The sequence below is a fragment of the Macrococcus sp. PK genome (assembly GCF_022501545.1).
Taxonomy (GTDB): domain Bacteria; phylum Bacillota; class Bacilli; order Staphylococcales; family Staphylococcaceae; genus Macrococcoides; species Macrococcoides epidermidis.
In genome coordinates this window covers 64779-90396 of record NZ_JAEPRF010000018.1, presented here as the reverse complement: position 1 = coordinate 90396, position 25618 = coordinate 64779, and the positions used below count along the sequence as shown (strand labels likewise).

Genomic DNA, 25618 nt, shown 5'->3' with positions numbered 1-25618 from the left:
CTTTTAAAAAAGAGTGAAATGCTAATTACAGCATTTCACTCTTCTTTTATTCAATTAAATCATGCTGAAATGCATAGATGACTGCCTGTGTTCTATCCTGTACTTCTAATTTACTCAAAATATTACTCACATGCGTCTTAACTGTTTTAATTGTAATATGGCTTGCATCAGCAATTTCCTGATTAGAATAACCTTTTGCAATGAGTAAAAGAATCTCTTTTTCTCGTTCAGTAAGCATTTCATGCAGTTCAGCTTTTTGATTCAGACGATATCTCATCTTCGCCATTACTTCTTTTTCAAATACAGATTCACCGGCATAAGTTTTATATATCGCATCACGAATTTCTTCAGCGCTGCTTGTTTTAAGAATATAACTGTCTACACCAGCATCTAAAGCGCGATAAACTTCCTTGTCTTCGATAAAACTTGTCAACATAATCACTTTTACTTCAGGCATCCTGGCTTTAATTTGCATGGTTGCTTCAATGCCATCCATTTCATCCATTACCATGTCCATCAATACAATATCGGGAGACAGCGTTAAGGTCTTTTCAATCCCTTCTTTGCCGTTACTCGCTTCTCCAACAATTTCGATATGCTCCTGCATTGATAAATAACTTGAAATACCGATTCTAACCATTTCATGGTCATCTACAAATAAAATGCGCATGTTATTCCTCCTTGATTGGGACTTTTACTTCTATGCGAGTGCCTGACTGTGGTGCTGAAATAACATGACAAGTACCACCAATCTCTAAGGCTCTTTCTTTCATCGTATGTAAACCGTATCTTGTATCATCTATTTGATTAATATCAAAGCCTAGACCATCATCTGTCACTCTCAATATAACACGGTTACCCGTTTTAAATAATTCAATCGTAATATGCTCTGCTTTAGCATGTCGTAACGTATTGGATATTGATTCCTGAGCAATTCGAAAAAGATGATCTTCTACACCTTTTTCAAGTTTAATCTCTTCAATATCCGCATTGATATTTAATGGTATCTTTTGTTTCAATTCTTTAATAAGCTGAATTAATCCTTGTTCTAACGTTTTGTTTTTTAAACCGACTGGTCTTAAATGTAATAGCAACGCTCTCATTTCTAATTGTGATTCATGAAGCATTTTCTCTAATAGATTAAGTTGTTTGCTTACCTGTTCAGCATGATTTGCTGATTTTAAAGCAGATAGCATCATGCTTGCCGCAAAAAGCTGCTGACTTACCGAGTCATGTAATTCTCTTGCAAGTCGCTGACGCTCCTCTTCTACAATTTGCTTCACCGTCTCTTCGTTTAATGTATGAACATCATTGATTACAAGCTGATTTTGACGTTTAACGTCTTCGATGATTGTACTTACATGTTCTAAAGTTTTCATGATTTCAATAACTTCTAAATCTTGATTTAAATTATCCAGTGTAATCTTCTCTCCGTCACCAAGACGCGATATCATTTCCTGAATATCTGAGTACTGCTCATTTTGGCGATATGCAAGGATCGAACCCATAATAATACAGGCGAGTATTACGATCACATTTAAAAAAAGTATAGCCGGAACGCCAACGATCTGTGTGTAAAACATACCTTGAAAATAGATGATATTTACAAAAATACGGTCAAGCACGAAAAATATTACGGCAAGACTATAAGTAAGTATCAATAAAGAACCAATCATTCTCGTATAGTTATTCATCGGTACTGCACCTCTAAATCTCCGACGATTGATGATACAAAAAGTTTGATCACTACTTTATTAGGATATGCATCTGATTCGTAAGTCAAACGTTCATTTCGTGCCTTCTTAGTATACGCATCCTGAATATTAAGTTGGCCATACATCGTTGTATAATCTACTTTTACCTGGTAGTGATAAGGTACAGTAATAGTCGTTTTACCAATCATATTGCGCACAACTACAATATTAATCTCTTTTAGATTTGCTGCCTGACTTAAATCAATATTTAAATCACCAATCGCATGTTGCAGATTGATATCTTCAAATTTATACACTTTGTCTGGTGTTGACTGAAAGCTAAACAAAGATTGTTTATTGATGATCATCTTATTATTTTCTGTCTGGATGACTTTCATCGGTTGACGTTTATAGATAATATATCTGATTGCAACGATAATAATGAAACTAAACAAGACGATTAAAGTATATGGATTAGATAGTAAACCAAACATCAACATGATTAATCCAATCCACAAAATGATAAGCCCGCGCAGATTTTCTTTCATGTTCTGGCTTAAGTAAATCAGTGCAATTGCTACAACAATAACAAGCAGCATCCCAATTTTAACAAAGAATATGTAATACAGGTTCGATAACAGTATCAATGTAAAAAAGATGATTAATAACTCTGAACTAACAATTTGTTTCACATATACACTTCCTCTTTATTTTACATTGGATAATAATAATATTTCATATTGTATATTTCTTTTTTCTTCTTCTAAGTTTAACAGTAATGATTCAATTTCATCAATATCATTATCAATCGTATTAAGTTTATTAATCAAAGGTTGACGATTGTTCTTTAAATGTTCTGTCGGTTTAATTTCATATGTTTCAAGTACAGATTGTAATTGTTCCTTTTCAGATGTTAACTGCATCATTTCATTTTGTTTTATATTTTTTAATCCATTAATATCGGCTAATCGTTTATAGGCAGATGCCGTTCTAAAGTACATAAAGTTCTGAACGCAGGCTTTGACAGTATTGTTTAAGTAATGTTTTATCTTTTGCATATTCATACCCCATTCGTTCCGTAGTATCACCATTATAAAAAAAATTCCACAAACATATAAGCGTCTGTGGAATGATTATTGACTACAACTAAAGTAGTATGATTAATCTTCTAATTTTGTAAGTAGCAATGGACCATCTTTTGTAACGACTAGTGTATGTTCGATTTGTGCGACAAAACTTCTATCTTTCGTCTCAAATGCCCACTCATCTTTACCGTCAGAAACAATTGTTGCTTTAGACGAGATGAAAGGTTCAACAGCTAATACCATACCTTCTTTTAACAAAGTTTTATCCATTGGATCATAGTAATTCATAATATGCTTTGGTTCTTCATGTAAACTTTTACCGATACCATGTCCAGTTAGGTTTTTAATAACTGTTAAGCCACTTTTACGTGCTGTCGCGTTTACTGCACGTCCGATATTACTTAGTTTCGCACCAGGTTTAATCTTCGTCATCGCTTCATTAAATGCCATTTCAGCACAATCCACTACTTTTTGTTTCATAGGGTCATTTACTTCACCTACAACAAATGAAATACCTGTATCTGCATAATAGCCATCTTTACATGCAGATACATCGACATTTACTAAATCTCCGTCATTGATAACACGTGGTCCCGGAATACCATGTGCTACCTCTTCATTTACACTAATACATGTGTATCCTGGGAAGTCATATTCAGTGATTGGCGCTGATTTAGCACCGTGCACCTCAAATAATTCTTTGGCAATATTATCAAGCTGTTTAGTTGTCATACCAGGTTTCGCCTGTTTCTTAAGTTCATCACGTATAAGTGCTACAATACGTCCAATTTCTTTAAGTCCTTGTAAATCTTTTTCTGATGTTACGATCATGTTTATCTCTTCTTTCAATTAAATTTATGCATATGATATGCGTAAATATCGATTAATTTCATACGAAGGTATTGATTAATTTGATTAATAACCATATCATATATTCGTCACTGTTTATTATAACAAAGATTATGCAGTATACTACTTTTAAAAATTGGAATGATGAAATGAAAATAAAATGGACGAAAAAATTAATCGGTGCCCGCACGATTAAAACCGGGCTTGCAACCTTTTTAACTGCAGTAATATGTCAATTTTTTAATTTACCGCCGATATTTGCTGTAATTACTTCAATCGTATCGATAGAACCGACAGCACGCGCTTCTTTGAAGAAAGCATTTATCAGATTTCCTGCTTCTATACTCGGGGCATTTATCGCTGTAATGAGTACATACTTTTTAGGAGATAGTGCGTTAAGTTATAGTATTGCGGCAACACTGACTTTGTTTGTTTGCTATAAACTTAAGTTATATGATGGCATGCTTGTTGCCAGTCTTACTGCAGTAGCTATGGTGCCTAATATTCATCAGGATTTTGCATTTAACTTCTTTTCACGACTAGCAACGACAACTATCGGTTTAACAACAGCTACTGTCGTCAATTTCTTTGTATTACCACCAAAGTATCATACGCAGATCGCGAGTCTTATGGATATATTGGAATCAAAGTTAATGGCGATGCTTGTAAGGCGTTCGACTGAAATCAATGCTAACCTTGCTGATTTAAGCGGCACTTTGCCGATGATGGAGCAAACAAATAAATTAATCGCAAAGATTGATACTTTACTGGCATATGAAAAAGAGGAATTGCATTTTCATAAAAATTTAGAAATTGAGTACGAATTGACTAAGTTACGTCATCGACTTGATGTTAACCGTCTCATTCAGCTGCATATTAATCATATGATACTCATTCCAAATGGGACGACCTTTGAAATGACAATAGAAGAAAAGAAAGCACTCAATGAACTTATGAAAGCATTTGAATCATTCGGTAAAGATCGCACTTACCATCCAGACAAATCATCGCTGAGTTTACTTAAAAATAGCGTGAAGCATTTAACTGAATTTGATGATAATCAAATGAAAAGTCATTACATTTATGAACTGCTGATGATCAATAGATTACTTGGTGATCATCCAAACAAAAAGAAACAAGTCTAATTACGACTTGTTTCTTTTTATTTGATTATCTATTTAATTCTTTCAAACAATACGTTATTTTCCAGATGTACATGCTGGAAAGTATCACGTTCAAGCATTGCTAAACGTTGATATACCACTCTAAATGTACCACAAGCATCCATCGGTGGTGTAAAGTCGGACGTCATTTCACGCATGCGTTTTAAAATATTACCTGCACCGTCATGTTCTGTTTCAAGTTCAGCAATATGAGGTGCAAGTTTAGTCTTTAAATCTTCTGTCGGATTGTTTGTATATTCGATGACAAGTGGAAATACATTGTCATCTTCATCTTTAGTGTGATCTAATAATTCATCACGTAGCTTCAGTGTGAGTTCTTTTAGTTCTATTAGATGTGGATGACGTTCACCATGCACTTTTGCTACTTTTGTTACATAAGGCATTAAGTTCTTAAATTCTTCTGCAAGTGGTTTATGATATTTATTTTGAATGTAATTGATAAGCGCTGCATTATCTAAATACTGTACATCAAGCGTTCCATCACCACCATTATCTAAAGCGTTAATTTCTTCTAACAATGCATCAAGTGGCTTACTTTTTTCGTTGATAGCCTCTGATAACGGGATATTACCTCCACAGCAGAAATCGATACGATTACTTCTAAAAATATCTGCTGATTTAGGCGATTGTTTTACGATATCTGAAACGAGCATTTCTTTAGTGATCATGTTTTTTCCTCCGATTAATTTTAATTTTTGTTTATTGATTCATTTTATATAAGCATTTTTACTTTTTTTAATTAACTGCTTTCAGCTTTCGTTGTTGCTGTATCCAGGCTTTTGGCTGATAAACACAATAAGGTTCTGACGCCATTAAATCTCCTGTTACGGCATACGCACGACTTCTTGAACCCCCACATACATATCTGAATTCACACATGCCACATTTACCTTTGAATAAATCAGGGTTACGTAAGTTTTGTAATACTGGAGAATTTACGTATATTTCACTGAGTGGTTTTTGTCGGATGTTTCCACATGAAACAGGAAGCAGTCCACTCGGATAAACGTGTCCTAAATGTGATACAAATACAAAGCCATTACCATCATTGACGCCTTTAGGGGCACGACCCAATCCATCAATTGTATTGATATCCATCGTTGTTAAACTGTCTTCATATTTAATTGCATCAAACGTCCCAGCTTTTTTCATTTCACGAATCTGTTCCTGAAGCACGACACGTCTATAATGTTGCGCAGAAGTCGTCTTAATGCCAAATGAAGCTGTCTTACGTAATTTGTTTAAGAAACGAAATACTTCTTCGTGCTGAGCTGGACTAACCATATCACTTTCTTTTCCGCGACCCGTAGGAACTAAGAAAAATACTGACCAAAGTACACATCCTAAATCTTCAACCATCTGAGCCATCTCTTCTAAATAATCGATATTATAACGACTAATCACCGTGTTAATTTGTAATGGCATCTTTAATTCTTTTAAATATTGAATTGCGTTCATCGTTAAATCGAAGCTACCTTCAGTCCCTCGGAAATGATCGTGGATTTGTTTATTCGGTCCATCTATACTGAATGCCCAACGAGATAAACCGACATCTTTTGCACGCTGCATATTTTCTTTTGTGACATTTGGAGTGGCACTTGGTGTCATAGAAACGCGAACGCCTTTTTCAACGGCATAAGCTGACAATTCGAAAATATCTTCTCTCATCAAAGGATCTCCACCAGTGAATACAAGCATCGGTCCGTTCATCTGTGCAATATCATCAATCAATGCTTTACCCTCATCCGTCGTTAGTTCATATGGATTGCGATTAATTTGTGCTTCAGCTCTACAATGCAGGCAATGTAGTTCACAAGCACGTGTTACTTCCCAGATGACGATAAATGGTTTCTCGTTATAATCTATCAAACAAATCCCTCCCCGAACTTATAAGTCGATTATACACCTAAAAGATATATTTTAAATACATCTTTAAAAGAGTTTGATAATTTGTCACAAGATTGTTAGGCGGTTCTCTCTATGAATCGGCTCAAATCAATATAAACGGGGCGATTCCACAACAGAATCGCCCCATAACAATTTCATATTTATTTCTTGTCTTCCATTAATCGCTTTACAATAACTTGTTTCGCCGCTTCTTCCACACTATTATCGAGGCGCATTTCAGGAAATGCCATACCGATACGTTCACAAGATTGTTTCAGAAGATAATCAGTAATCTCATGGTTTTTAGGTAAGATCGGTCCGTGTAAATACGTTCCTAATAAATTCTTGTAATGAATGCCTTCTTTTTTATCTGTGTCGTTATTACCATAACCACTGACAACATGACCTAACGTATTGTAATCATGATATGTTCTCCCACCATGATTTTCAAATCCAACGATTTGACCGAATGTTTCAGATTCAATCACGATATTTCCTGTTAAACGGTCTTTCTTAGATTCAGTATAGAAATCTAAAATATGCAGCCCTTTTAATTCCTGGCCATCTGGCGTAATATATTTTTCACCTAAAAATTGATAACCACCACAGATGGTTAGTGCTGGCATACCGTCTTCAATTGCTGCTTTAAAATCATCTTTAACACGGAATAGATCATCAGTTGCAATCTTTTGTTCACGGTCACTCCCTCCACCGATAAACAATATATCTGCATCGCTGATCTTAATGCCTTGTGTCGTATTAATATCTGTAACATTCACTTCCAGTCCGCGCCATTTGGCACGTTGTTTCAAAGCAATAATATTTCCGATATCACCATATAAATTTAACTTATCCGGCATAAAGTGAAATACTTCGATAGCTCTATTCATTTCCTTTACCTCCTTCAAAGAATTGATTTAATGCCTGATGCATCGGTTCTAAAGATGTATAGTTTGGAATACATACTGTGTACTCAGGTCGTTTTAGTATTGTATGTGTCGCTTCCTTTATATTTTGATTCACATGAATTTCAGCATCAATTTCAGCATACTTCAATCGCAATGCAATCTCTTCAGCTCTATTTCCTGTACACATAATATAAGGTATATTTTGACGTGCTAACTTTTCGAAATCAGCATCCCAAATCCACGAAATGTCTCGTCCATCTGCACCATTATCATTTAATGCGATTAGATAGGATTTCTCACCTTCAATTTTTTCACCGACGGATAAGCTTGCATTCAATCCAGCTGGGTTCTTCGCTAAATTGATAATGGCTTGTTTGTTTCCTTTTTCGAAGTTTTGCATACGCCCATTATCGCTTGTGTAGGTTAAAAATCCTTTTTCAATCGATTTGTCATTTAATCCGAGTTCACGTAAAACTGCGTATGCTGCAATGATATTGAAGACATTAAAATCGCCTGCAATCTTCATATTAAATGTATGCCCGTTAATCGTTGGATTTAAGAATGGTGTCTCAGTTAATGCTTCTACTTCATATTTCGGTGTATTTCTATTAAAGCCACACGTACAAGAATAATGTCCAATCTGATTATAATGAATCCAATCATAATGGAGCATTTTACCGCAATTTGGACAGTATTTACTTTCAATCATTGAACTTTCTTCAAAGTTATGAATATGATTTTTCATACCATAATATGTCACTTTATTACTCGCAATCTTTAAACGTGAAACAAACGGATCATCTGCATTTAAGATGAGTTCTATCCCTCGTCCTTTTATGTTTTCAGCGATTCTATCGACTAATATATCTATTTCACCAAAACGATCCATCTGATCACGGAAGAAATTCGTAAACACCATCTTTGTCGGAGTCATTTCTTTTAGTACACGTGGAATAGAGCCTTCATCGATCTCAATAATCGCTAATTTTGTATCTTTTGAAGATTGTACGATGAAACTTGATGTAATACCAGCAGCCATATTGGCACCTTCTGTATTATGAATAATGCTAATATTATTTTGTTTCAATGTATGTCCGATTAAATTACTTGTCGTCGTCTTCCCGTTTGTTCCTGAAATAAAGACCACTTCATCAACTTCGGCACTTAGTTTCTTTAATATTTGCGGATCAATTTTACGCGCAATCTGACCTGGCAAATCTGTTCCGCGTTTACCTGCCATAATGCTTAAACGTCGTGCAGCTTTCGCTAAATTTTTTGCAGCAAATTTTTTCATAGTAACCTCCTAATTTCAACAATTTATTATATCACTTCATAAATAATTAGTATAAATATTTGTTGCGAATAAAAAAATGTATGGATGAAAATCTATTAATTACCAATGATATTATTATCTAATCTTTTTACATTATATTATAATGAATTTATCTTAGAAAATGGAGGGAATATCTATGTTATCAACAGAATTGACTGCCGCATTAAATAAACAGATGAACGAGGAATTCGCAGCAGCACATGCATACATGGCAATGGCTGCATATTGTGCTAAAGAAAGTTATGACGGGTTTGCTAACTTTTATGAACAGCAAGCTGCTGAGGAAAGATTCCATGGTACAAAAATCTATAATTATTTAAATGACCGCGATCAACATGCCAAGTTCTCAGAAATCCCTGCACCAAAGACAGAATTTTCAAGTGTGTTAGATACCTTTGAAGCAGGACTTGCACAAGAACAACAAGTGACTGCAAACTTTTACAATTTAGCGGAACTTGCTAAGAATGATAAGGAATTCTCAACGATTTCGTTCTTAAACTGGTTCTTAGACGAACAGGTTGAGGAAGAAGCGATGTTTAAAAAGCACATTGATTACATCAGACGCATTAAAGACGATGCAAATGCATTATATTTATATGAGAAAGAACTCGGTAAACGTAACTTCAATGAAGAAGAATAATCAGTTATGCTCTACACCTCTTATGAGGTGTTTTTATTTTGTCAAAATTAGGGTAATCCCCTACTTGTATTATATAAAATGGCGTGATAAGCTATTCGTAAATGATAATCAATATCAATCAATTAAAGAAGGTGTCATAATGATTCATGTCGCAAACGCTACACTCGGCACAACATATAAAATAAAATCGATGCTATTTGACAATGCGATGGTGATGCATCGATTACATGCATTAGGTTTCACTGAAGGTAGTGAAATTAAAGTGCGACAAAAAAGTTTATTTAAAGGTCCCTGCACTTTAGATATCAATGGTCAACATGTTTGTATCCGCAATTGTGATGCTTGTAAAATCATGCTGGAGCAAGTTCATGAATAGTAGAGCATTCTGTATACTAGGTAATCCAAATGTAGGGAAAACTTCACTGTTTAATGCACTGACAGGCAGTTATGAGTATGTCGGTAACTGGAGCGGAGTCACTGTTGAGAAAAAGATGGGTACTTTAAAGAATAAGACAGGTAATCTTATTGATTTACCTGGCATCTATGATTTGTTACCTCTTTCTAAAGATGAAACAGTGGTAACAAATTTTTTATTGAATGAACATTTTGAAGGTATGATTAATATAATCGATGCCGCACAACTGAAACGTAATCTACTGTTAACTGTCCAGCTTATGGAATACGGTGCACCGATGATGATTGGATTAAATATGGTCGATGTTGCAACAAAACGTGGTATCCATATTAACATTGATTTATTAATGAGAAAGTTGAAGACACCGATTATCCCAGTTGTCGCACGAACAGGTAGAGGTTCAACAGATGTGTTACATGCACTGGATGATACATTATCTGCTAACCGTCCGCTTAAAATAACGTATGATGCACCGATTGAATCTGCAATAGCAACAGTTATTCAAATATTACCTGATAATTTATCAATTGAGCGAAAACGTTATCGTTTCCTTGCTATTCAATTTTTATTGGGTAATCCGGTTGTTGAATCTTATCTGGATCAGGATACGCTTAAACAACTGATACCGATTAGAAACCAATTGGAAAATGAACTCACTACAAGTGTTAAATCACGTATCCATCACGCACGTATACAGTTCATTGAGCAAGTACTAACTGATGTTATCACATATCCTGATGAAGATAAGCAATTTCTTACAGAACGTCTAGATCGTATTGTGACGCATCGCATATTTGGTATACCGATATTTTTATTTTTAATGTGGCTCATCTTCCAGACGACGTTTACATGGATTGGTACCCCACTTTCAGATCAACTTGACAGTTTCTTTGCCGGTCCATTAACGGATACTGTAAAAAATGTAATGCAATCACTTGGTGTTATGCCTTTCCTACAAGATTTAGTGACGGATGGTATTATTGCTGGGGTTGGTGGTGTATTAGTATTTGTACCGCAAATCTTTGTCTTATTCTTCTTTATTTCTTTGCTTGAAGACTCAGGATATATGGCGCGTATCGCTGTCATTATGGACCGAGTGATGGAGATGTTTGGACTAAACGGTAAATCATTTATTCCTATGATTATTGGTTTCGGCTGTAATGTTCCTGGGATTATGGCCGCTAGAAGCATTGAAGAAGAAAAAGAAAGACTTACAACCATACTTATTGCACCGTTTATGTCATGTTCCGCAAGATTACCGGTATACGCATTATTTGCTGGTGTATTCTTTAAAGAACATCAGGCTCTTGTGGTACTCAGCCTTTATTTAATCGGTATCATCGTAGCGTTAATGGTAAGCTTTATTTTATCGAAGACAGTGCTCAAAAACGATACTTCCATCTTTATTGTAGAGCTGCCGCCTTATCGTCTCCCTTCACTTAAAACACTGTGGAGAAGTACATGGGAAAAAGGAAAAGGATTTGTTAAGAAAGCAGGTACATTTATCTTTGGTGGGTCTGTGCTTATCTGGCTACTTAATTATGCAGGACCAGGAGGATTAAATGTAGATGTTGATGACAGTTTCCTAGCGATGATTGGAGGATTTATTGCACCACTGCTAATTCCACTTGGATTCAGTTCATGGCAGGCAGGCGCAACACTTATTCCGGGATTTCTAGCAAAAGAAGTTATCGTAAGTGCGATGGCCATTATCTATGCAGTAAAAGACGATGCCCTCGTCTCTATGATCCACGCACAGTTTACACCGCTTACTGCGTATGCATTTATGCTTTTTATATTACTTTATATACCATGTCTATCAACAGTTGCTGCAATACGTAAAGAAACGTCATCATGGAAATGGACTTTTATAGCGATGCTATATCCTATCGCGACTGCATATTTATTAACGATGGCTGTATATCAAATCGGCAGATTATTTCTTTAGGAGGAAAGCTTATGTCAATACTTATCAACGTATTACTGTTCGTTCTAATATTTGGATATGCAACTTATACGCTTTATAAGTTCTTTAAGAAATCTAAAGCCGGTAAGTGCAACAGTTGTGATCTAAACGACAGCTGTGGTTGTGATAATCTGCATCAAATTAATTTTGATAATGTGAAGAAGTAACTAGATTGCCTATTAGGCAGTCTAGTTATTTTTTTGCGTAATACATGTTAAAATACATCATAATTATTAATCGAGGTAAACGATATGAATTCATTTATAGCATTAGATTTTGAAACAGCTAATGGGAATCCCGCTTCAATTTGTAGCGTCGGTATGGTAAAAGTCATCGATAATATGATGACTGAAACTTTTTATACATTAGTAAATCCTGAAACTTATTTTAGCGCATCTAACATTCAGGTCCATGGTATACATGAAGATGACGTTCAGGACGCACCAACCTTTGAACATGTTTATCCATATATGCTCGATTTTATCGGTGATCTTCCGGTCGTAGCACATTTCGCGCAATTTGACATGAAAGTATTACATGCTTCTATAAAAAAATATCATTTCGATATGCCGACACTGCCATATTTCTGTTCGGTCATTATGGCGAGAGATACGATAAAGAATCATAGCTATAGTTTAAAGAATATGATGGCCTATTATAAACTGGATTTCCACGGGCATCATCATGCCTTAAATGATGCTAAGGCATGTGCAATGATTACAGTAAGATTGCTGAAACATTATACAGACCTTGAAGAATACTTTTCAACGAAACGCCGAAAAAAATATATCAAAAGCATTTCGACTACTACGAAAAACCAAAGCATGTCACGCTATCACCGCGAATTAAACAMYAWMAAMWSWASTWCMGNASKAMWKRASARMMRWCAWCMKWWWWANYRATAANASARATTSCAAYWAYAGRAAYACNYSAYAAWASAARWANNAAYWWAKWRTSCAGWAKAKCSTTSNANTRAMRKWSSTAATWAWMCAGANRWTAYCRANNAGGMARAYATAKTAANNAKAKRAMKMCAAARGNNACYRATMMRTCTWMTRAWWWASMRGRTRYTGKYSRRAWTRWKAWWRMTWYAGGANNMACKAKMTTAMTMTTANSWKYKASSAKRWAKTWCANNAKANTKRTTGCNNYTWKWAKMARWMAATAWNAAAANAMAYGRCTAYYTCWWWTGAGNTAGYCRTKTCAGACTGTAGACAAAGTCTCCTTCGGAGATGAAGTTTACAGTCTTTTTTTGATAAAATATAGATATATCATTGAACGGTGGTGTTTTACTTGATTAAGAGAAGTAAGTCTGAAGATATTAATATCATTCGCAGTCAATTTGAAATGTATTCATTAGAAGACCTTGTACCAGAAAATCATCTTCTAAGAAAAGTTGATAAAGTATTCGATTTATCCTTTGTATATGATTTAGTAGAAGAAAAGTATTCTACAGATAATGGCCGTCCAAGTATTGATCCGGTTGTATTAATAAAAATTGTATTAATACAACATCTTTTTGGTATCAAATCAATGCGTCAGACAATTAAAGAGATTGAAACTAATTTTGCGTACAAATGGTATCTCGGTTTAGGCGTTAACGATAAAGTACCTCATTTTTCTACCTTCGGTAAGAACTATTCTAGAAGATTTTATGATAATCAGATTTTCGAAGAAATCTTTTCTCGTATTCTCAAAATTGCTATAGATAATAACTTCGTAGATAATACTTCACTATTTATTGATTCAACGCATATTAAGGCCAATGCCAACAAGAAGAAATTTATTAAACAAGAAATACAGAAGACTGCTAAATATTATGAACAAGAGCTTATTGAAGATATCAATTCTATTAGAGAGTCTGAAGAAAAAAAGCCTTTAGCTTCAAGAAAGGAGGAGAATCTTAAAGTAATAAAAATAAGTAATAATGATCCCGATGCTGGTTACTATGTTAAAAGTGAAAGAGAAAAACAATTTGCCTATAGTGCGCATACATGCTGCGATAAGTATGGTTATATCGTTGATTTTCATTTAACTCCTGGTAATGTTCATGATAGTACACAGTTAGTACCTATGATTGACAGGCTGGAAAGTAAAAAACTACTACCGAGATATGTTGCTGTGGATTCTGGATATAAAACACCTCATAATGCTAAGTATTTATTAGATAAAGAAATTCTACCAGCTATGCCATATAAACGTCCCATGGGTCCGAAGGACTTAATGAATAAAAATGAATTTTTATATGACGAATACTATGATTGTTATATTTGCCCTAATAATCAAATGTTGAAATATCAAAGAACAGACAGCGATGGTTACCGTTTGTATATTTCTAATCCAAATAAATGTAAGGATTGTCCTTTACTTAATAAATGTACTAAGAGTAAAGAACAGAAAAAAATCGTTACGAGACATATATGGCAACAATATCTTGATATTGTTGATGACTTGAGATTCATAGATACTATAAAAGCTATATATAAATTGCGTAGTCAAACAATAGAAAGACGTTTTGCTGATGCTAAAGAACAGCATGGTTTGCGATGGACTAAGTACAAAGGAATTCAAAAAGTCACCATGGAGACCACGCTTATTTTCGCATGCATGAATTTAAAGAAATTAGCAAATTATCTAGCAGGTTAAGCTGGATATTTTGCTAATTTCTTTAAAATAACAATATTTTTCGAAGAAAAAAGACAAACTCACTTTTAGAATTGTGAGTTTGTCTTCAATCTGAGGCTAAAATTATTTTAGCCCTATCTCATGTTTAAACTGCTTAATATATGATCTGGATACTTGTAGTTTCACATCTTTTGTTAACTTTACCTGATATGTGTTATTAAACCATTGTTCTGCTGATTTTATGTGGTTTTTATTAATAATATTTGAACGATGTATACGTATAAAGATATCTTCTGGCATTTTTTTCTCAAAAGCACTAAGCGGTTCATTAATCGTATATTCATTTTTTAAAGTGATGATATGTAACTTTCCTTCTTCAACGTACAATGCAATGATATCAAGCGTATTAATTACATATATTTTATCGTCTATCTGAATTGAAAGAGTTCCCGTGGACTGTTTCGTTCCTTCTGTATGATCTTTTTCTACGCTACTTCGAGCTTTTTCAAGTGCAACTTTTATTCTTTTCATTTCGAAAGGCTTTAATACATAATCGAGTGCATTTAATTCAAATGCTTTCACCGCAAAAGTATCATGTGCTGTTGCAAATACGATCAATGGTGGGGTTTTCATTCTATTAATCTTCTGTGCTAAATCAAGTCCGCTTTCATTGATGAGATTAATATCTAAAAATAATAAGTCATACGTATCTGCAAGTAGGGCTGTCAACGTTTCTTCAACCGAATCCGCTTCTTCTATATCGTGACTGTCATCAATCTTATTGATGAGATACATCAATTCATTGCGTGCTAACGGTTCATCATCGACGACTAATATTTTCATTATAATAACTCCTCTCTTTCATAAGGGATATGCGTGTAAAATTTCGTTCCATGCGCTCCAGTGATAAATTTCAATTTCGCATCACGATTATATAGTCCCACTAAACGCTTATTTAAATTTTCCAGTGCACTACCGGTACCAGATGTAGAGTTTACTTCAATAATTCCTATTTTATCTCTTTTATCCTTTGGAATACCATTTCCATTATCTTCTACAGAAATTTCAATTTCATCGATATCTTTTCTTACGACGACATCGATATTATTACCTGTTTTACGATTATGGAATGCGTGCTTAATCGCATTTTCCACAAGTATCTGAATGATAAATGGCGGTACTTGTGCATTGACACAATCTTCTGCTACATCGAAATGAATATTGAAGCGATTTGGAAATCTCGCCTGCTCTAAAGATAAATAAGCTTCGACTTGTTGAATTTCTTTCTCTATCGTAATGGTATTTTGTCTTGCACCTTGTAAATTAGATCTGAAAAAATTGCTCAAATTCAATAATAATTCACGCGCTTTTTCACTGTCTACCCGTATAAGCGCTGAAATTGTATTCATCGCATTAAAGAAGAAGTGTGGATTAACTTGAGCCTGCAAAGATTTAATTTCAGCATCTTTTAACAGCTTACTTTGCATTTCAATTTCACCTAATTCAATTTGACTAGAGAAGATATCCGCTAAACCTTCTGCCAAACGGCGTTCTACGTATGTAAGCTTCTTACTATCTGTAAAATATAGTTTCAAAGTGCCTACCACTTCCTGATTAACGTATAACGGAATAACAATGGCACCTTCTAACGGACAACCTGGATGCGTACAACCAATTTCTTCTGTTGTATGTGCTTCTTTTATCTCACCTGAGCGTATGACCTCTTTTGAAAGGTCTGTAATAATTTTCTTTTTCGGAACGTGATGATCGCTTGCTGCTCCAACATGCGCTAATATATCCGTTTTATTTGTGATTGAAACGGCAGACACTTTCATCAAATCTTTAATAATTTGAGCCGCTTCAGTTGCACTTGATTCATTTAATCCTAATCTGAAATAAGGTAAAGTTTGATTGGCTAGATTTAATACTTCATGTGTCTGTACAGCTTTCATATGCTGTTCTTGTTGTAATGTTGAAATAATAATAGATAAAAATATTGCAGTACCTAAACTGTTAATGAGTGTCATCGGTAAAATAATAAATGATACTAAATCCAGAGCATTATCAAAATTTGAAGCAAAGCTGATAATACATATCATTTGAATGAGCTCCATAACAATTCCAATAATCATCCCCTGAACAATCGTAGGATATTGATCGTTCTTTCTCGCTCTATGCCCAAAATAACCGGAGACTAAGCCGATAATAATTGAAGATATAACGTAAGTATATGCATCAACACCTCCAATTAAATATCTGGAAATTCCAGATACGATTCCTACAGTAAAACCGACAATCGGACCACCTACAAGTCCTGCTACACTAATTGTTAGTACACGTGTGTTGGCAATTGCAGCATCATCTGAGATTGTCCTGAATATTTGGCTGGATACTACATGATTATCTCGTATCTCAACACCCGTAAAGTTAGAGACAACAGCAAATAGACCAAAGATGATAATCAACTGTATTTGTGAAGATAATTTTTCGCGTTCGCTCATCACCATTTTAAAATGGGATATGTTCATTAATATATAGGCTACAAGTATAATTAATCCCACACGTTCAAGTAATAAAATAAATAATTCTAACATGAGTGTCCTCCTTATTCATCCACATTATAACCATAATCAAAACAAAAAGGATAGGTTTCCCTATCCTTATGATACATCTATTTTTCGACAACCTTTATAATTTCATCTGTAACCACTTTAACCATCGCTTTTATACCTGGGTATTCAAGGTGAATACCATCTGAGGCAAAATATTCAGGATGTCCCTGTGAAACTTTATACCAATCTATAATGTGTATATTTTTATATTTTTTTGAAAATCGATACATCTCTGCATTAACATGTGCTTCATAATCTTTCGGTACACGGGCAGTGACTAAAAATACTTGCGCTTTATCAAACTTTTTAAGGATCGTATTCATCTGGATATCCTCAAAATCACCATTTGTACCTAAATAGAGAACAACAACGGCATCTTTTCTATTAAAATCTGTATATTTATCTGCCACTGGAATTGCCTTATAAATATTACGACCAACTTCACCATCAATTGTCGCATTCGGGAATACTTTTCTAATTTGATAATCAATATCGACAAGTACTGAATCGCCAATAAAAAGTGGTGCGTAAGGATAAACTTGCGTAATTTCAGGCGTTGGTTCTGACGCATCATCTATTTGCAAAGGTGAAATGCGTTTTATAGCTGGTGCAATTGATTTTGTTTGTGTAACTACAATCTTTTCATTATTTTGCGACTCTGCTTTCACAGTTTTAATTAAATATGGTGTTGAAACCAGTAAATATAAACTTAGCAATAATGTTATAAATGCTTTTAATGATTTCACATCTACAAAAGCTTTTAACCCTTTTTTTCTAAATGGCTGTTCAATCAATTGATAACTGAATATCGCCATAATCATTGTAAGAATGATAGAAATCACATGTACATACCATGGTATCTGTCCTTGTATAAAATGAGATTGCATCAACACGATAATAGGGTAGTGCCATAAATATAAACTATATGAATATCGACCAATCCACGTTAACACAGGTAAACTTAAAAATTTCGACATCCATGTATTAGGGTGAACACTAGACATAATAAATAACAAAGTGAATATTCCTAAGATGTATAAGCCACCTTGAAATACTGATGCACTATGCTCTGTAAACAGAAAGAATGATCGTACTAAAAAGATTGCGCCAACTAATCCTATCATTTCGATAACCCAAACGATTACTTTTGGTGGATTTTTCTTCAATTTATAGGCTGGCCATATCAGTGCCAGCATTGCACCTAACAATAATGTCTGAAGGCGAGTATCAGTGCCAAAATATATACGTGAAATGCTCTTTGAAGGGTCATACAACATCCACATTATAGTCATAGAAACCAATGACACAATTAAAAATACAATAAATATATTAGATTTTTTCTTAAAAACTTTAAATAACATCAATAAAATGAAGGGGAATAAGAGATAAAATTGCTCTTCGATAGCTAGAGACCACAAATGTTTCAATGGACGCGGTTCGAGGCTCTGAAAATAATCCAGACCATCAAAAATGTACCACCAATTTGAAACATATAATAACGCTGCATACATATCTTTTTTCATTTGAAACAACAACGCTCGATCAAAGAAAATAATATACTGTATGACGATAAACATCATAAACAAAACTGGAGGTAATAGACGTTTAATACGTTTATACCAGAAATGGGCTAAGTTGATAGATTGATTCGCTTCGTATTCTTTAATTAGCAATGTGGTAATCAAATATCCTGAAATAATAAAAAATGTATCTACACCTAGAAATCCTCCTGGCAACCATTTCGGATTAAGATGAAATATGATAATCGCAATCACTGCAATTGCACGCATGCCGTCTAAACCAGGAAAGTATTGTTTATTCATTGTAAAACTGACCACCTTTTTAACATAAACGTAACATAAATGAAATACTTTATTAATAATACAATTATTTCTATAAATTTACAACCCAAATTATGTTGTAATATGTTTAAATTTGTCATATTTTCAACTTTCACTATAACATATTTTCACTCCAACCAAAAAAACTACAGCCCTAATATTTTAAATAAAAGGACTGTAGCAATGACGTTTAATCATTAATATTACCATTTCTGATAATTTCGCCGTCTTCATCATATTCTATTATCGTACCATCTTTATATACATCAAACGAACCGACAATCTCTCCATTTTCATCGAATATACCAAAGCCATATTTACCATTTTCATAAACTGGCGTTCTATATTCATAACGACCATAATCAAAACCTACACCACTCCATGTTTCAGCTAAACTTTGAACGTTCTCTCTTGTTACAGTAATTTGTTCTGATGCATCTTCTTCATCTGACGTTCTGACGATAATCGTTTCTTTTGCAGGTTCTTGTGTAAGTTCACTCGTATCAAATATTAAATCAATATCCGCTGGATTGTCACTAGATGCTGATGGCGTTTCAATTTCTTTATTTGTGACTAATGTTTGGTTGCCCGCTTCTCCTTCAGCATAAATCTTCAGTTTTTTTCCAGCTAAAAATGGACCAAATACATTGTCACCGTTCACATCAAAATCCATTTCTTCATTATTAACATAGACCATCACTGAATCTTTATCTACAGCTTCTGGAATTTCAACATTTGTTTTGATATAAGCCACATCAAAACTTTCTTGAGCATCATCACTTTCTGACATATTGATCAGCAGTTTACCTTGAACTTCACCATTTATCGCAGTTTTTGTTGCGTCTAATTCATAATTGCCAAGCGGAAAATTTCCTAATCTTTCTCTTGAATTTAATGTCGGTGTATAGTCCTGCTCCTCACCATTCACTTTGATCACAATCTTTTTACCATCTTTTCCGGTTAAATAAATCGGTACTTCCGGAACTTTAAATGAGAAATTTTTAAACATACCAAATTTCTTTTTGTCTGATGCAATTTGTATTGCATCTTTACCACCTACATTGACCATACTGTCAGGCTGTTTATTATCGATCATTTGTTCTGTCGTAGTAACAAGTTTTTCACCAAACTTTTCTGTATCACCACTTGCGGCAATATAATGAGCAAAAGCTTCTGCTTCACTTTCTGACAAATTCTTATCACCGACACTTAAAATAGATGATAATTTATTATAATCTTTATCTATTAATGCCTGTTTTATTTCTTCAGATTGATTAACTGGTGAAAATTTATGTTCAAAGAACTTATACAAACCAAATAGTAATGCAAGTAAAGCAAGTAATCCGATTAGTAAAGGTAATCTTGACTTCCCTTTACTTTTTTTAACTGGTTTTTCTACAGGCTGCTTCTGCTTTCTTTCATAAACTAATTTCTCATCACTAGGCACACGTCTCTCCTGGACAGCATCTTCCGGAAACTTCGTTCCACAATTCGTACATACTTTAACGTGATCTTTTACTTCTGCGCCACAATTTCTACAAATTTTCATTGGATTCCCTCTAATCTTTATAATTTAAATGTATTATCTAACAAATGTCTTAAATTTAATTGTGGACGTTCACGTGCGTCTATTACCTCAATAATTTCTCTGTTCGATTTGGGTTGATGGTAATGTACATAACAGTTAATCATGCCACTTTGATTCTTCTCTTTTTCATTTAACCACTTATTTAATTCCTGCTGATTCATAAAAATGCCTTCAATGCCATTTGATTGTTCAGTGACATATTCAGATTTCGAATCAATTTTTACACACATTGCATAATAATCATAACTTGAAAATATTTCATCATTGCCTTTGTGCCAGGCAGATACGCGTTTTGGATTAATTTCTTCTGTAGTATTAAGAAACTCATAATCTCTTGATGTACTGACATATACTGTGTACGTCTGATTGTTTAACTTGCAAGTTAGAACGTTATATTTCAAATGTATAAATTCAATGTTAGGATGCGACTTTATCAACTTTTCTTTTACAAAATTTATCATTTCAGTTCGTTTAAAAGAACGAGATTTTGTTTTCGTATCTCCGTGGAGATTATTAACATAATGCATCGCTTTTTGTTCGTTAGAAACATTAAAATCAAATTGTTCATTTTTTAACTGCTGATAAACAGAAATAATATCCATCTTGTCGGCACTTGTTAAGAATTCGACTTCATCGATTGATCCATTTGTAAATATTATCGCTCGTGCAATACTTTGTTTGTAATCATCCTCATAAATTTCAGGTAAACTTTGTTGTAACGACTTCAACTTCAAATAGAGTTCTATTGTCCTCATTGACTCACCTCTTAATTGGTAATATATATTATTAATAGCGTTTTTATCCTTAATATAATTATACCACCCATAAATTAAATGTGGAATAACACTCGAATACCGTTAATTTTAGTTATTTTGATAATTTATTGAATTATTTTCAAAATAATTAACACCTTAATTGCAATTAAAAGCTAAAATAATAATTGTAAATTAAAAATAATTAATAAAATTAAAAATAATTAATAAAATTAAAAACCACCGATTCAAAGGAATCGGTGACTTTAATTTAGTAATTATTATTAAAATTTCTTTTAAATTAGAAAGTTTTTGCTAAAATTTCAGCTTTTTCAATTGCTGCATCTTTGATTGATTCTGCTTGTTCTGGTTGTGCGTTATGACCTTCAATGATAATTTCTTCAACGCTTGGAATACCGAAGAAACCTAAAATTGTTTGTAAGTAACGGTTACCCATTTCGAAGTTTGCTGCTGGACCTTCTGAATAGTAACCACCACGTGCTTGAACGATAACCGCTTTCTTATCTGTAAGTAATCCAACTGGACCTTCAGCAGTGTATTTGAATGCTTTTCCAGCTACTGCTACTGCATCAATATAAGCTTTAACAATTGCCGGGAATGACAAGTTCCACATTGGCGTAACGAATACATATTTGTCTGCCGCAGCAAATTCGTCACTTAATTCATTTAAACGTGCAACTTTTTGTTGCTCAGTTTCAGTTAAAGTTTCGAAAGCTTCTCCTGATTGTAATTTACCCCAACCAGCAAATACTTCTTTATCAATTAGCGGGATAAATGTTTCATATAAATCAATATGTTTAACTTCGTGATCTGGATGAGCTGTTTTGTAACTTTCAATAAATGCTTTCCCTGTAGCCATTGAGAATGAAACTGTTTCATCATTAGGATGTCCTGTAATGTATAATACTTTAGTCATGTGTAAAAACTCTTCTTTCGTGTGTTTTTTAGTTTAATTTTTATACTCGATATAATTATTATATTATATTTTGTAAATTAGTCAACTAGAATGTTTATTCATTCAAAATAAAAACCAAGGAAAATATTCCTCGGTTCTTACTACATTATTTTCTCCAGAAAGTATCAACATCTTTTTTATCTTCTATATTATACTTAATCATTGCTTTCAATAAATCATAATCGATTTCCTGGTCCCACTTTACTTTGAAAAGACCTGCAGTTTGAGCGTATCCAGCTTCTGCTATCTTATCTTTAAAATGCGCCATCGTTTGATTTTCCGGTGCTATTGAAATATGCGCTTTTGCTGTACTGACACCCAGTATAAACGTGCCGTGATCTGAATACATCGGTGTATTCCATTTATATTCACGTTGTAATTCCGGAAAATTTGTCTCAATCCATTCAAATAAATCCTGAATCTTACCGAGATGATTGATGTTTGTTAGTTTGTCAAAGAACGGCTCAAATTTATGCATAACTACCTCCATAATCATTTATTTTAATTGTAGCATATCTTCAAATGTCCAGTCTTTATCAGTCAGTACCTGTTTATAAAATGGATCTTTGCCAATTAATTTTATATGATCTCCAATCGCCTCAACTTCATCTAAGTGATGCGTCGTTAAAATAATGAGTTTACTTTGTTTCAGCTGATTAATCAGTCGATGAATGTCATATCTCGATTTCAAATCAATACCAACAGTAGGTTCATCCAAAATAATTATATCTGGATTTCCAAGTAAGCCGATTAACATGTTCACTTTACGTTTCGTCCCTCCAGATAGTGATTGAACTTTCGCCTTATCTTCGCGAATATTTAAAGCATCTTTATAAGTATTTAATAGATTATCATCGATAGGAGAAGAATACAAACCTTTAAAGAACTTTATATTATCACGCACTGATAAATGTTCAAATAAAGCGATGTCCTGAGGTATGTAGCCTAAACCATTCTTTAAAGATTTATGACTTAGGTCCTCACCAAAATAAATAATTTCTCCTGCATCTTGCGTTTCCAGCTTTGCAATCATTCGTAACAATGTTGATTTCCCAGCGCCATTCTCACCTAACAGGATTGTTACAGCCCTATCTTCAAAAGTTGTGTTCAACTGATTAAAAATTTCTTTTTTCCCATATCGCTTAGTTAAGTTTTTAACTTCTATCATATACTTCCTCCTATCGATAACAGCATATAGACGGTCACAATCATCAATGTGAAAGTAGTCGTCATAAATAGACGATGACTTGTTGTATTGACTTTAAAGAGTAATAAACTTAATACGAATTCATAAATAAGTGTGAATAACAAGCATACAAAATAAAACTTTATACTCATCATTTGATTCATGAACAATGCTGCAAAGATAATTGATAACATGATTATGAAAACGTGAACCATGATATACGTTATATGTAAATAATACTTTGTCTTGTCAAACATATACATGCGTTCAAGTGCTGCGTCCTGCTTTAAATGATAATGAAGTATCACTTGTATAGATGATACAAATAAAATAAGCGCGAATATTGTACTTAAAGAAATTGATTCATCTTGTGATTTTGAAACTACAATTTGTTTCATACGACTTTCCGGTGTTTTCTGATAATACATCTTCTTAACTTCTTCAATATTTACTTGCTTCTCTTTATCAATATGATATTTCACGATATAAGGAATCTGAGCTTCAAATAATGTTTTACTTACTATTTCCTGGGCAATAGCCCCAATAAAATCATCACGATAATAAAGTATAATCGTATCTCTTAAAGATTGTTGCTTTAATGCTTCATTAAAACCTTCAGGAATTGATAAACTTAACACCGCTTCTTTAGTTTTCACATGATCTTCTATAAAACTTTCTTCATCACCAATTATTTTAACAGTCATATCATGATTGCTTTTAAGCATGGCAATCAACGCCTCTGATGATTGAGAATGATCTAAGTCCTGCACAGCTATCGGCATTTTAAACACTGCATTCATTTTTTGTTGCACTATAAAACAAGTGAGTAGTATACCAGCAATCAGCAATGACAATAATAAATATGATTTCCATTGTTTTTGCACTACGAGGTATAAGATAGATTTCATCGTCTATACCTCCATATCAGTTGTAACATCAATAGACTTATCAATATAATACATATCCAATAGAACAGAATAGGAGTCTTTATAAAATAGTTATTCAATATCAATTCCAGTACTTTATTAAAAATATGACTAAACGGTTGATGATACAATATACCGCCTAATACATCCTTAAAATATATCGAAGGGATTGTTGCTCCGGAAAATAAAATGATAAGACCCGTTATCATTACTTTAAGAATCAATTGAAACGATTCATTATTAACGAGTTCAATAAGCATCATCACCACAAATATCATTATGAGATATAAGAATAAAATAATTAAAAGCGGTATTAGGTTATAACTTTCAAAAGATACATCTAAGTATTTTAATAAAACATACAATACTACTGCAGAAAATAAAAGTGTATACCATAAACTTATTAACCCGCGTGTCAATGTTAGTTTTTCATATGAAAAGTGAAACATTGATAGACGTTCTTTCAAAGCATGCGCCTGATTCATCTTCAAAATATTAAACAGTGATAAAAACAATACATAAACACTGATAAAATAAACTGAAATAGTATAATACTGATAGTTATCATAAAGTTTAACCGACTGCTCATCAAAGGCACCATTACGATTCAGACCCGTAAAAAGCATATCCGTCATCATCATTAACATCGCATCATCACTTGACTCAGGATATAATGCTTTATACGCTCCAGCGCCACCGATAGAAAGCATCAAACGACTATATACGGAATCCGTTAACTGATAGATGATAATACTCTCAAGCGATGTTTTATCGTATGTGTAAACAGAAATCGGTAATGCGCCTTGCTTGTAAAATGCCTCAGTCATTCCTTGATCGAACACGAAATAACCATCTAGATGATGATGCTTTAATTCATTATTGGCCTTAGTCGCTTCAAACTGCTTTAATTCAATATCGTTACCCATACTCTTTCCATCGCCAATTGCATCTAATATCAACTTCGTTTCTCTAGATTCATCTTCATCTACTAATCCAATCGAAAACTTATCGTCTTCCTGACTTTTCATCACAGATAATCCTATGAGTGTCGCAAACAATACAAAAAACAATACTAATATATAGACCAGTAAATACCACTTTTTCATAAGAAAAGAGTGATAAATGCTGAACAGTTGTAGTTTCACATTTATCACCCC

General features: G+C 33.6%; 25 protein-coding genes and 1 pseudogene. 7 read left to right on the top strand and 19 right to left on the bottom strand.

The window, feature by feature from the left end:
- Positions 1-46: 46 nt before the first annotated feature.
- From JJJ02_RS12195 to map, 5 genes are all read right to left on the bottom strand, one after another.
- Positions 47-670 carry a response regulator transcription factor gene (locus JJJ02_RS12195; RefSeq protein WP_111715864.1) on the bottom strand — a complete coding sequence of 208 codons (624 nt, stop codon included), beginning with the start codon at positions 668-670 and terminating at the stop codon, positions 47-49.
- A gap of 1 nt (position 671) precedes the next feature.
- On the bottom strand, positions 672-1694 hold the full coding sequence (locus JJJ02_RS12190; protein ID WP_111715862.1) for a sensor histidine kinase: 1023 nt from the start codon (positions 1692-1694) through the stop codon (positions 672-674).
- Positions 1691-2386 (bottom strand): cell wall-active antibiotics response protein LiaF, encoded by a 696-nt coding sequence (gene liaF / locus JJJ02_RS13480; RefSeq protein ID WP_240839192.1) that lies wholly within the window; start codon positions 2384-2386, stop codon positions 1691-1693. Before liaF ends, JJJ02_RS12190 begins: the two co-directional genes overlap by 4 nt.
- A 15-nt stretch (positions 2387-2401) precedes the next feature.
- Complete coding sequence (locus JJJ02_RS12180; protein ID WP_111715859.1) at positions 2402-2752, bottom strand: hypothetical protein; 351 nt, start codon at positions 2750-2752, stop codon at positions 2402-2404.
- A 102-nt stretch (positions 2753-2854) separates the two neighbouring features.
- Positions 2855-3610: a type I methionyl aminopeptidase gene (gene map / locus JJJ02_RS12175; RefSeq protein ID WP_240839190.1), complete on the bottom strand. Its 756-nt coding sequence runs from the start codon at positions 3608-3610 to the stop codon at positions 2855-2857.
- A 167-nt stretch (positions 3611-3777) separates the two neighbouring features.
- Between map and JJJ02_RS12170 the strand changes: the two genes are divergently transcribed.
- Positions 3778-4773 carry an FUSC family protein gene (locus JJJ02_RS12170; RefSeq protein WP_240839188.1) on the top strand — a complete coding sequence of 332 codons (996 nt, stop codon included), beginning with the start codon at positions 3778-3780 and terminating at the stop codon, positions 4771-4773.
- 29 nt (positions 4774-4802) lie between these two features.
- Here JJJ02_RS12170 and scdA read toward each other — a convergent pair whose 3' ends face one another.
- From scdA to murT, 4 genes are all read right to left on the bottom strand, one after another.
- Positions 4803-5480, bottom strand: a complete 678-nt coding sequence (scdA, locus tag JJJ02_RS12165; protein ID WP_240839185.1) for an iron-sulfur cluster repair di-iron protein ScdA — start codon at positions 5478-5480, stop codon at positions 4803-4805.
- A 67-nt stretch (positions 5481-5547) separates the two neighbouring features.
- The gene (locus tag JJJ02_RS12160; protein ID WP_240839212.1) at positions 5548-6687 is read right to left on the bottom strand and encodes a TIGR04053 family radical SAM/SPASM domain-containing protein; all 1140 of its coding nucleotides are present in this window, start codon (positions 6685-6687) and stop codon (positions 5548-5550) included.
- A gap of 173 nt (positions 6688-6860) precedes the next feature.
- Positions 6861-7589, bottom strand: a complete 729-nt coding sequence (gene gatD, locus JJJ02_RS12155) for a lipid II isoglutaminyl synthase subunit GatD (RefSeq protein ID WP_240839183.1) — start codon at positions 7587-7589, stop codon at positions 6861-6863.
- Complete coding sequence (gene murT / locus JJJ02_RS12150; RefSeq protein ID WP_240839181.1) at positions 7582-8901, bottom strand: lipid II isoglutaminyl synthase subunit MurT; 1320 nt, start codon at positions 8899-8901, stop codon at positions 7582-7584. Before murT ends, gatD begins: the two co-directional genes overlap by 8 nt.
- A 175-nt stretch (positions 8902-9076) precedes the next feature.
- Here murT and JJJ02_RS12145 point away from each other — a divergent pair, with 175 nt between their 5' ends.
- From JJJ02_RS12145 to JJJ02_RS12120, 6 genes and pseudogenes are all read left to right on the top strand, one after another.
- Complete coding sequence (locus JJJ02_RS12145) at positions 9077-9580, top strand: ferritin (protein WP_240839179.1); 504 nt, start codon at positions 9077-9079, stop codon at positions 9578-9580.
- 64 nt (positions 9581-9644) lie between these two features.
- Positions 9645-9956, top strand: coding sequence for a FeoA family protein (locus JJJ02_RS12140; RefSeq protein ID WP_338066927.1), 312 nt, complete (start codon positions 9645-9647; stop codon positions 9954-9956).
- Positions 9949-11943 carry a ferrous iron transport protein B gene (gene feoB / locus JJJ02_RS12135; protein WP_240839177.1) on the top strand — a complete coding sequence of 665 codons (1995 nt, stop codon included), beginning with the start codon at positions 9949-9951 and terminating at the stop codon, positions 11941-11943. Before JJJ02_RS12140 ends, feoB begins: the two co-directional genes overlap by 8 nt.
- Before the next feature lie 11 nt (positions 11944-11954).
- Positions 11955-12128, top strand: a complete 174-nt coding sequence (locus JJJ02_RS12130) for a FeoB-associated Cys-rich membrane protein (protein WP_099581064.1) — start codon at positions 11955-11957, stop codon at positions 12126-12128.
- Between the two features lie 84 nt (positions 12129-12212).
- Positions 12213-12866, top strand: a pseudogene (locus JJJ02_RS12125) (3'-5' exonuclease).
- A 436-nt stretch (positions 12867-13302) separates the two neighbouring features.
- Positions 13303-14601, top strand: coding sequence for an IS1182 family transposase (locus JJJ02_RS12120; RefSeq protein WP_396614717.1), 1299 nt, complete (start codon positions 13303-13305; stop codon positions 14599-14601).
- Between the two features lie 102 nt (positions 14602-14703).
- Here the strand turns inward: JJJ02_RS12120 and JJJ02_RS12115 are convergent, their stop codons facing one another.
- The 10 genes from JJJ02_RS12115 to JJJ02_RS12070 all read right to left on the bottom strand — a co-directional run bounded on the left by JJJ02_RS12115 (position 14704) and on the right by JJJ02_RS12070 (position 25567).
- The gene (locus JJJ02_RS12115) at positions 14704-15423 is read right to left on the bottom strand and encodes a LytTR family transcriptional regulator DNA-binding domain-containing protein (protein WP_240839033.1); all 720 of its coding nucleotides are present in this window, start codon (positions 15421-15423) and stop codon (positions 14704-14706) included.
- Positions 15423-17174, bottom strand: coding sequence for a LytS/YhcK type 5TM receptor domain-containing protein (locus tag JJJ02_RS12110; RefSeq protein WP_240839031.1), 1752 nt, complete (start codon positions 17172-17174; stop codon positions 15423-15425). Before JJJ02_RS12110 ends, JJJ02_RS12115 begins: the two co-directional genes overlap by 1 nt.
- Before the next feature lie 77 nt (positions 17175-17251).
- The gene (locus tag JJJ02_RS12105) at positions 17252-19015 is read right to left on the bottom strand and encodes an acyltransferase family protein (protein ID WP_240839029.1); all 1764 of its coding nucleotides are present in this window, start codon (positions 19013-19015) and stop codon (positions 17252-17254) included.
- A gap of 208 nt (positions 19016-19223) precedes the next feature.
- Complete coding sequence (locus JJJ02_RS12100; protein WP_240839027.1) at positions 19224-20582, bottom strand: TcaA second domain-containing protein; 1359 nt, start codon at positions 20580-20582, stop codon at positions 19224-19226.
- A 17-nt stretch (positions 20583-20599) separates the two neighbouring features.
- Positions 20600-21376, bottom strand: a complete 777-nt coding sequence (locus JJJ02_RS12095; RefSeq protein WP_240839025.1) for a hypothetical protein — start codon at positions 21374-21376, stop codon at positions 20600-20602.
- A gap of 298 nt (positions 21377-21674) precedes the next feature.
- Positions 21675-22310 carry an FMN-dependent NADH-azoreductase gene (locus JJJ02_RS12090; protein WP_240839023.1) on the bottom strand — a complete coding sequence of 212 codons (636 nt, stop codon included), beginning with the start codon at positions 22308-22310 and terminating at the stop codon, positions 21675-21677.
- Between the two features lie 145 nt (positions 22311-22455).
- Positions 22456-22827, bottom strand: coding sequence for an iron chaperone (locus JJJ02_RS12085; RefSeq protein WP_239242111.1), 372 nt, complete (start codon positions 22825-22827; stop codon positions 22456-22458).
- A gap of 18 nt (positions 22828-22845) precedes the next feature.
- Entirely contained in the window at positions 22846-23517 is a 672-nt protein-coding gene (locus JJJ02_RS12080; protein WP_240839022.1) for an ABC transporter ATP-binding protein, read from the bottom strand.
- Positions 23514-24443 carry an ABC transporter permease gene (locus JJJ02_RS12075; RefSeq protein WP_240839019.1) on the bottom strand — a complete coding sequence of 310 codons (930 nt, stop codon included), beginning with the start codon at positions 24441-24443 and terminating at the stop codon, positions 23514-23516. The genes JJJ02_RS12080 and JJJ02_RS12075 overlap by 4 nt, the downstream gene beginning before the upstream one ends.
- Positions 24440-25567: an ABC transporter permease gene (locus JJJ02_RS12070; protein ID WP_240839017.1), complete on the bottom strand. Its 1128-nt coding sequence runs from the start codon at positions 25565-25567 to the stop codon at positions 24440-24442. Before JJJ02_RS12070 ends, JJJ02_RS12075 begins: the two co-directional genes overlap by 4 nt.
- Positions 25568-25618: the final 51 nt, after the last annotated feature.

Excerpts from the sequence above, each read along its gene's own strand:
- JJJ02_RS12145 (WP_240839179.1), top strand. The coding sequence starts at position 9,077 with ATGTTATCAACAGAATTGACTGCCGCATTAAATAAACAGATGAACGAG.
- scdA (WP_240839185.1), bottom strand. The coding sequence starts at position 5,480 with ATGATCACTAAAGAAATGCTCGTTTCAGATATCGTAAAACAATCGCCT.
- JJJ02_RS12195 (WP_111715864.1), bottom strand. The coding sequence starts at position 670 with ATGCGCATTTTATTTGTAGATGACCATGAAATGGTTAGAATCGGTATT.
- JJJ02_RS12110 (WP_240839031.1), bottom strand. The coding sequence starts at position 17,174 with ATGTTAGAATTATTTATTTTATTACTTGAACGTGTGGGATTAATTATA.
- JJJ02_RS12085 (WP_239242111.1), bottom strand. The coding sequence starts at position 22,827 with ATGCATAAATTTGAGCCGTTCTTTGACAAACTAACAAACATCAATCAT.
- map (WP_240839190.1), bottom strand. The coding sequence starts at position 3,610 with ATGATCGTAACATCAGAAAAAGATTTACAAGGACTTAAAGAAATTGGA.
- JJJ02_RS12070 (WP_240839017.1), bottom strand. The coding sequence starts at position 25,567 with ATGAAAAAGTGGTATTTACTGGTCTATATATTAGTATTGTTTTTTGTA.
- JJJ02_RS12190 (WP_111715862.1), bottom strand. The coding sequence starts at position 1,694 with ATGAATAACTATACGAGAATGATTGGTTCTTTATTGATACTTACTTAT.
- JJJ02_RS12095 (WP_240839025.1), bottom strand. The coding sequence starts at position 21,376 with ATGAGGACAATAGAACTCTATTTGAAGTTGAAGTCGTTACAACAAAGT.
- feoB (WP_240839177.1), top strand. The coding sequence starts at position 9,949 with ATGAATAGTAGAGCATTCTGTATACTAGGTAATCCAAATGTAGGGAAA.
- JJJ02_RS12120 (WP_396614717.1), top strand. The coding sequence starts at position 13,303 with ATGTATTCATTAGAAGACCTTGTACCAGAAAATCATCTTCTAAGAAAA.
- JJJ02_RS12180 (WP_111715859.1), bottom strand. The coding sequence starts at position 2,752 with ATGCAAAAGATAAAACATTACTTAAACAATACTGTCAAAGCCTGCGTT.
- JJJ02_RS12170 (WP_240839188.1), top strand. The coding sequence starts at position 3,778 with ATGAAAATAAAATGGACGAAAAAATTAATCGGTGCCCGCACGATTAAA.
- gatD (WP_240839183.1), bottom strand. The coding sequence starts at position 7,589 with ATGAATAGAGCTATCGAAGTATTTCACTTTATGCCGGATAAGTTAAAT.
- JJJ02_RS12080 (WP_240839022.1), bottom strand. The coding sequence starts at position 23,517 with ATGATAGAAGTTAAAAACTTAACTAAGCGATATGGGAAAAAAGAAATT.
- murT (WP_240839181.1), bottom strand. The coding sequence starts at position 8,901 with ATGAAAAAATTTGCTGCAAAAAATTTAGCGAAAGCTGCACGACGTTTA.
- JJJ02_RS12100 (WP_240839027.1), bottom strand. The coding sequence starts at position 20,582 with ATGAAAATTTGTAGAAATTGTGGCGCAGAAGTAAAAGATCACGTTAAA.
- JJJ02_RS12090 (WP_240839023.1), bottom strand. The coding sequence starts at position 22,310 with ATGACTAAAGTATTATACATTACAGGACATCCTAATGATGAAACAGTT.
- JJJ02_RS12115 (WP_240839033.1), bottom strand. The coding sequence starts at position 15,423 with ATGAAAATATTAGTCGTCGATGATGAACCGTTAGCACGCAATGAATTG.
- JJJ02_RS12075 (WP_240839019.1), bottom strand. The coding sequence starts at position 24,443 with ATGAAATCTATCTTATACCTCGTAGTGCAAAAACAATGGAAATCATAT.
- JJJ02_RS12105 (WP_240839029.1), bottom strand. The coding sequence starts at position 19,015 with ATGAATAAACAATACTTTCCTGGTTTAGACGGCATGCGTGCAATTGCA.
- JJJ02_RS12130 (WP_099581064.1), top strand. The coding sequence starts at position 11,955 with ATGTCAATACTTATCAACGTATTACTGTTCGTTCTAATATTTGGATAT.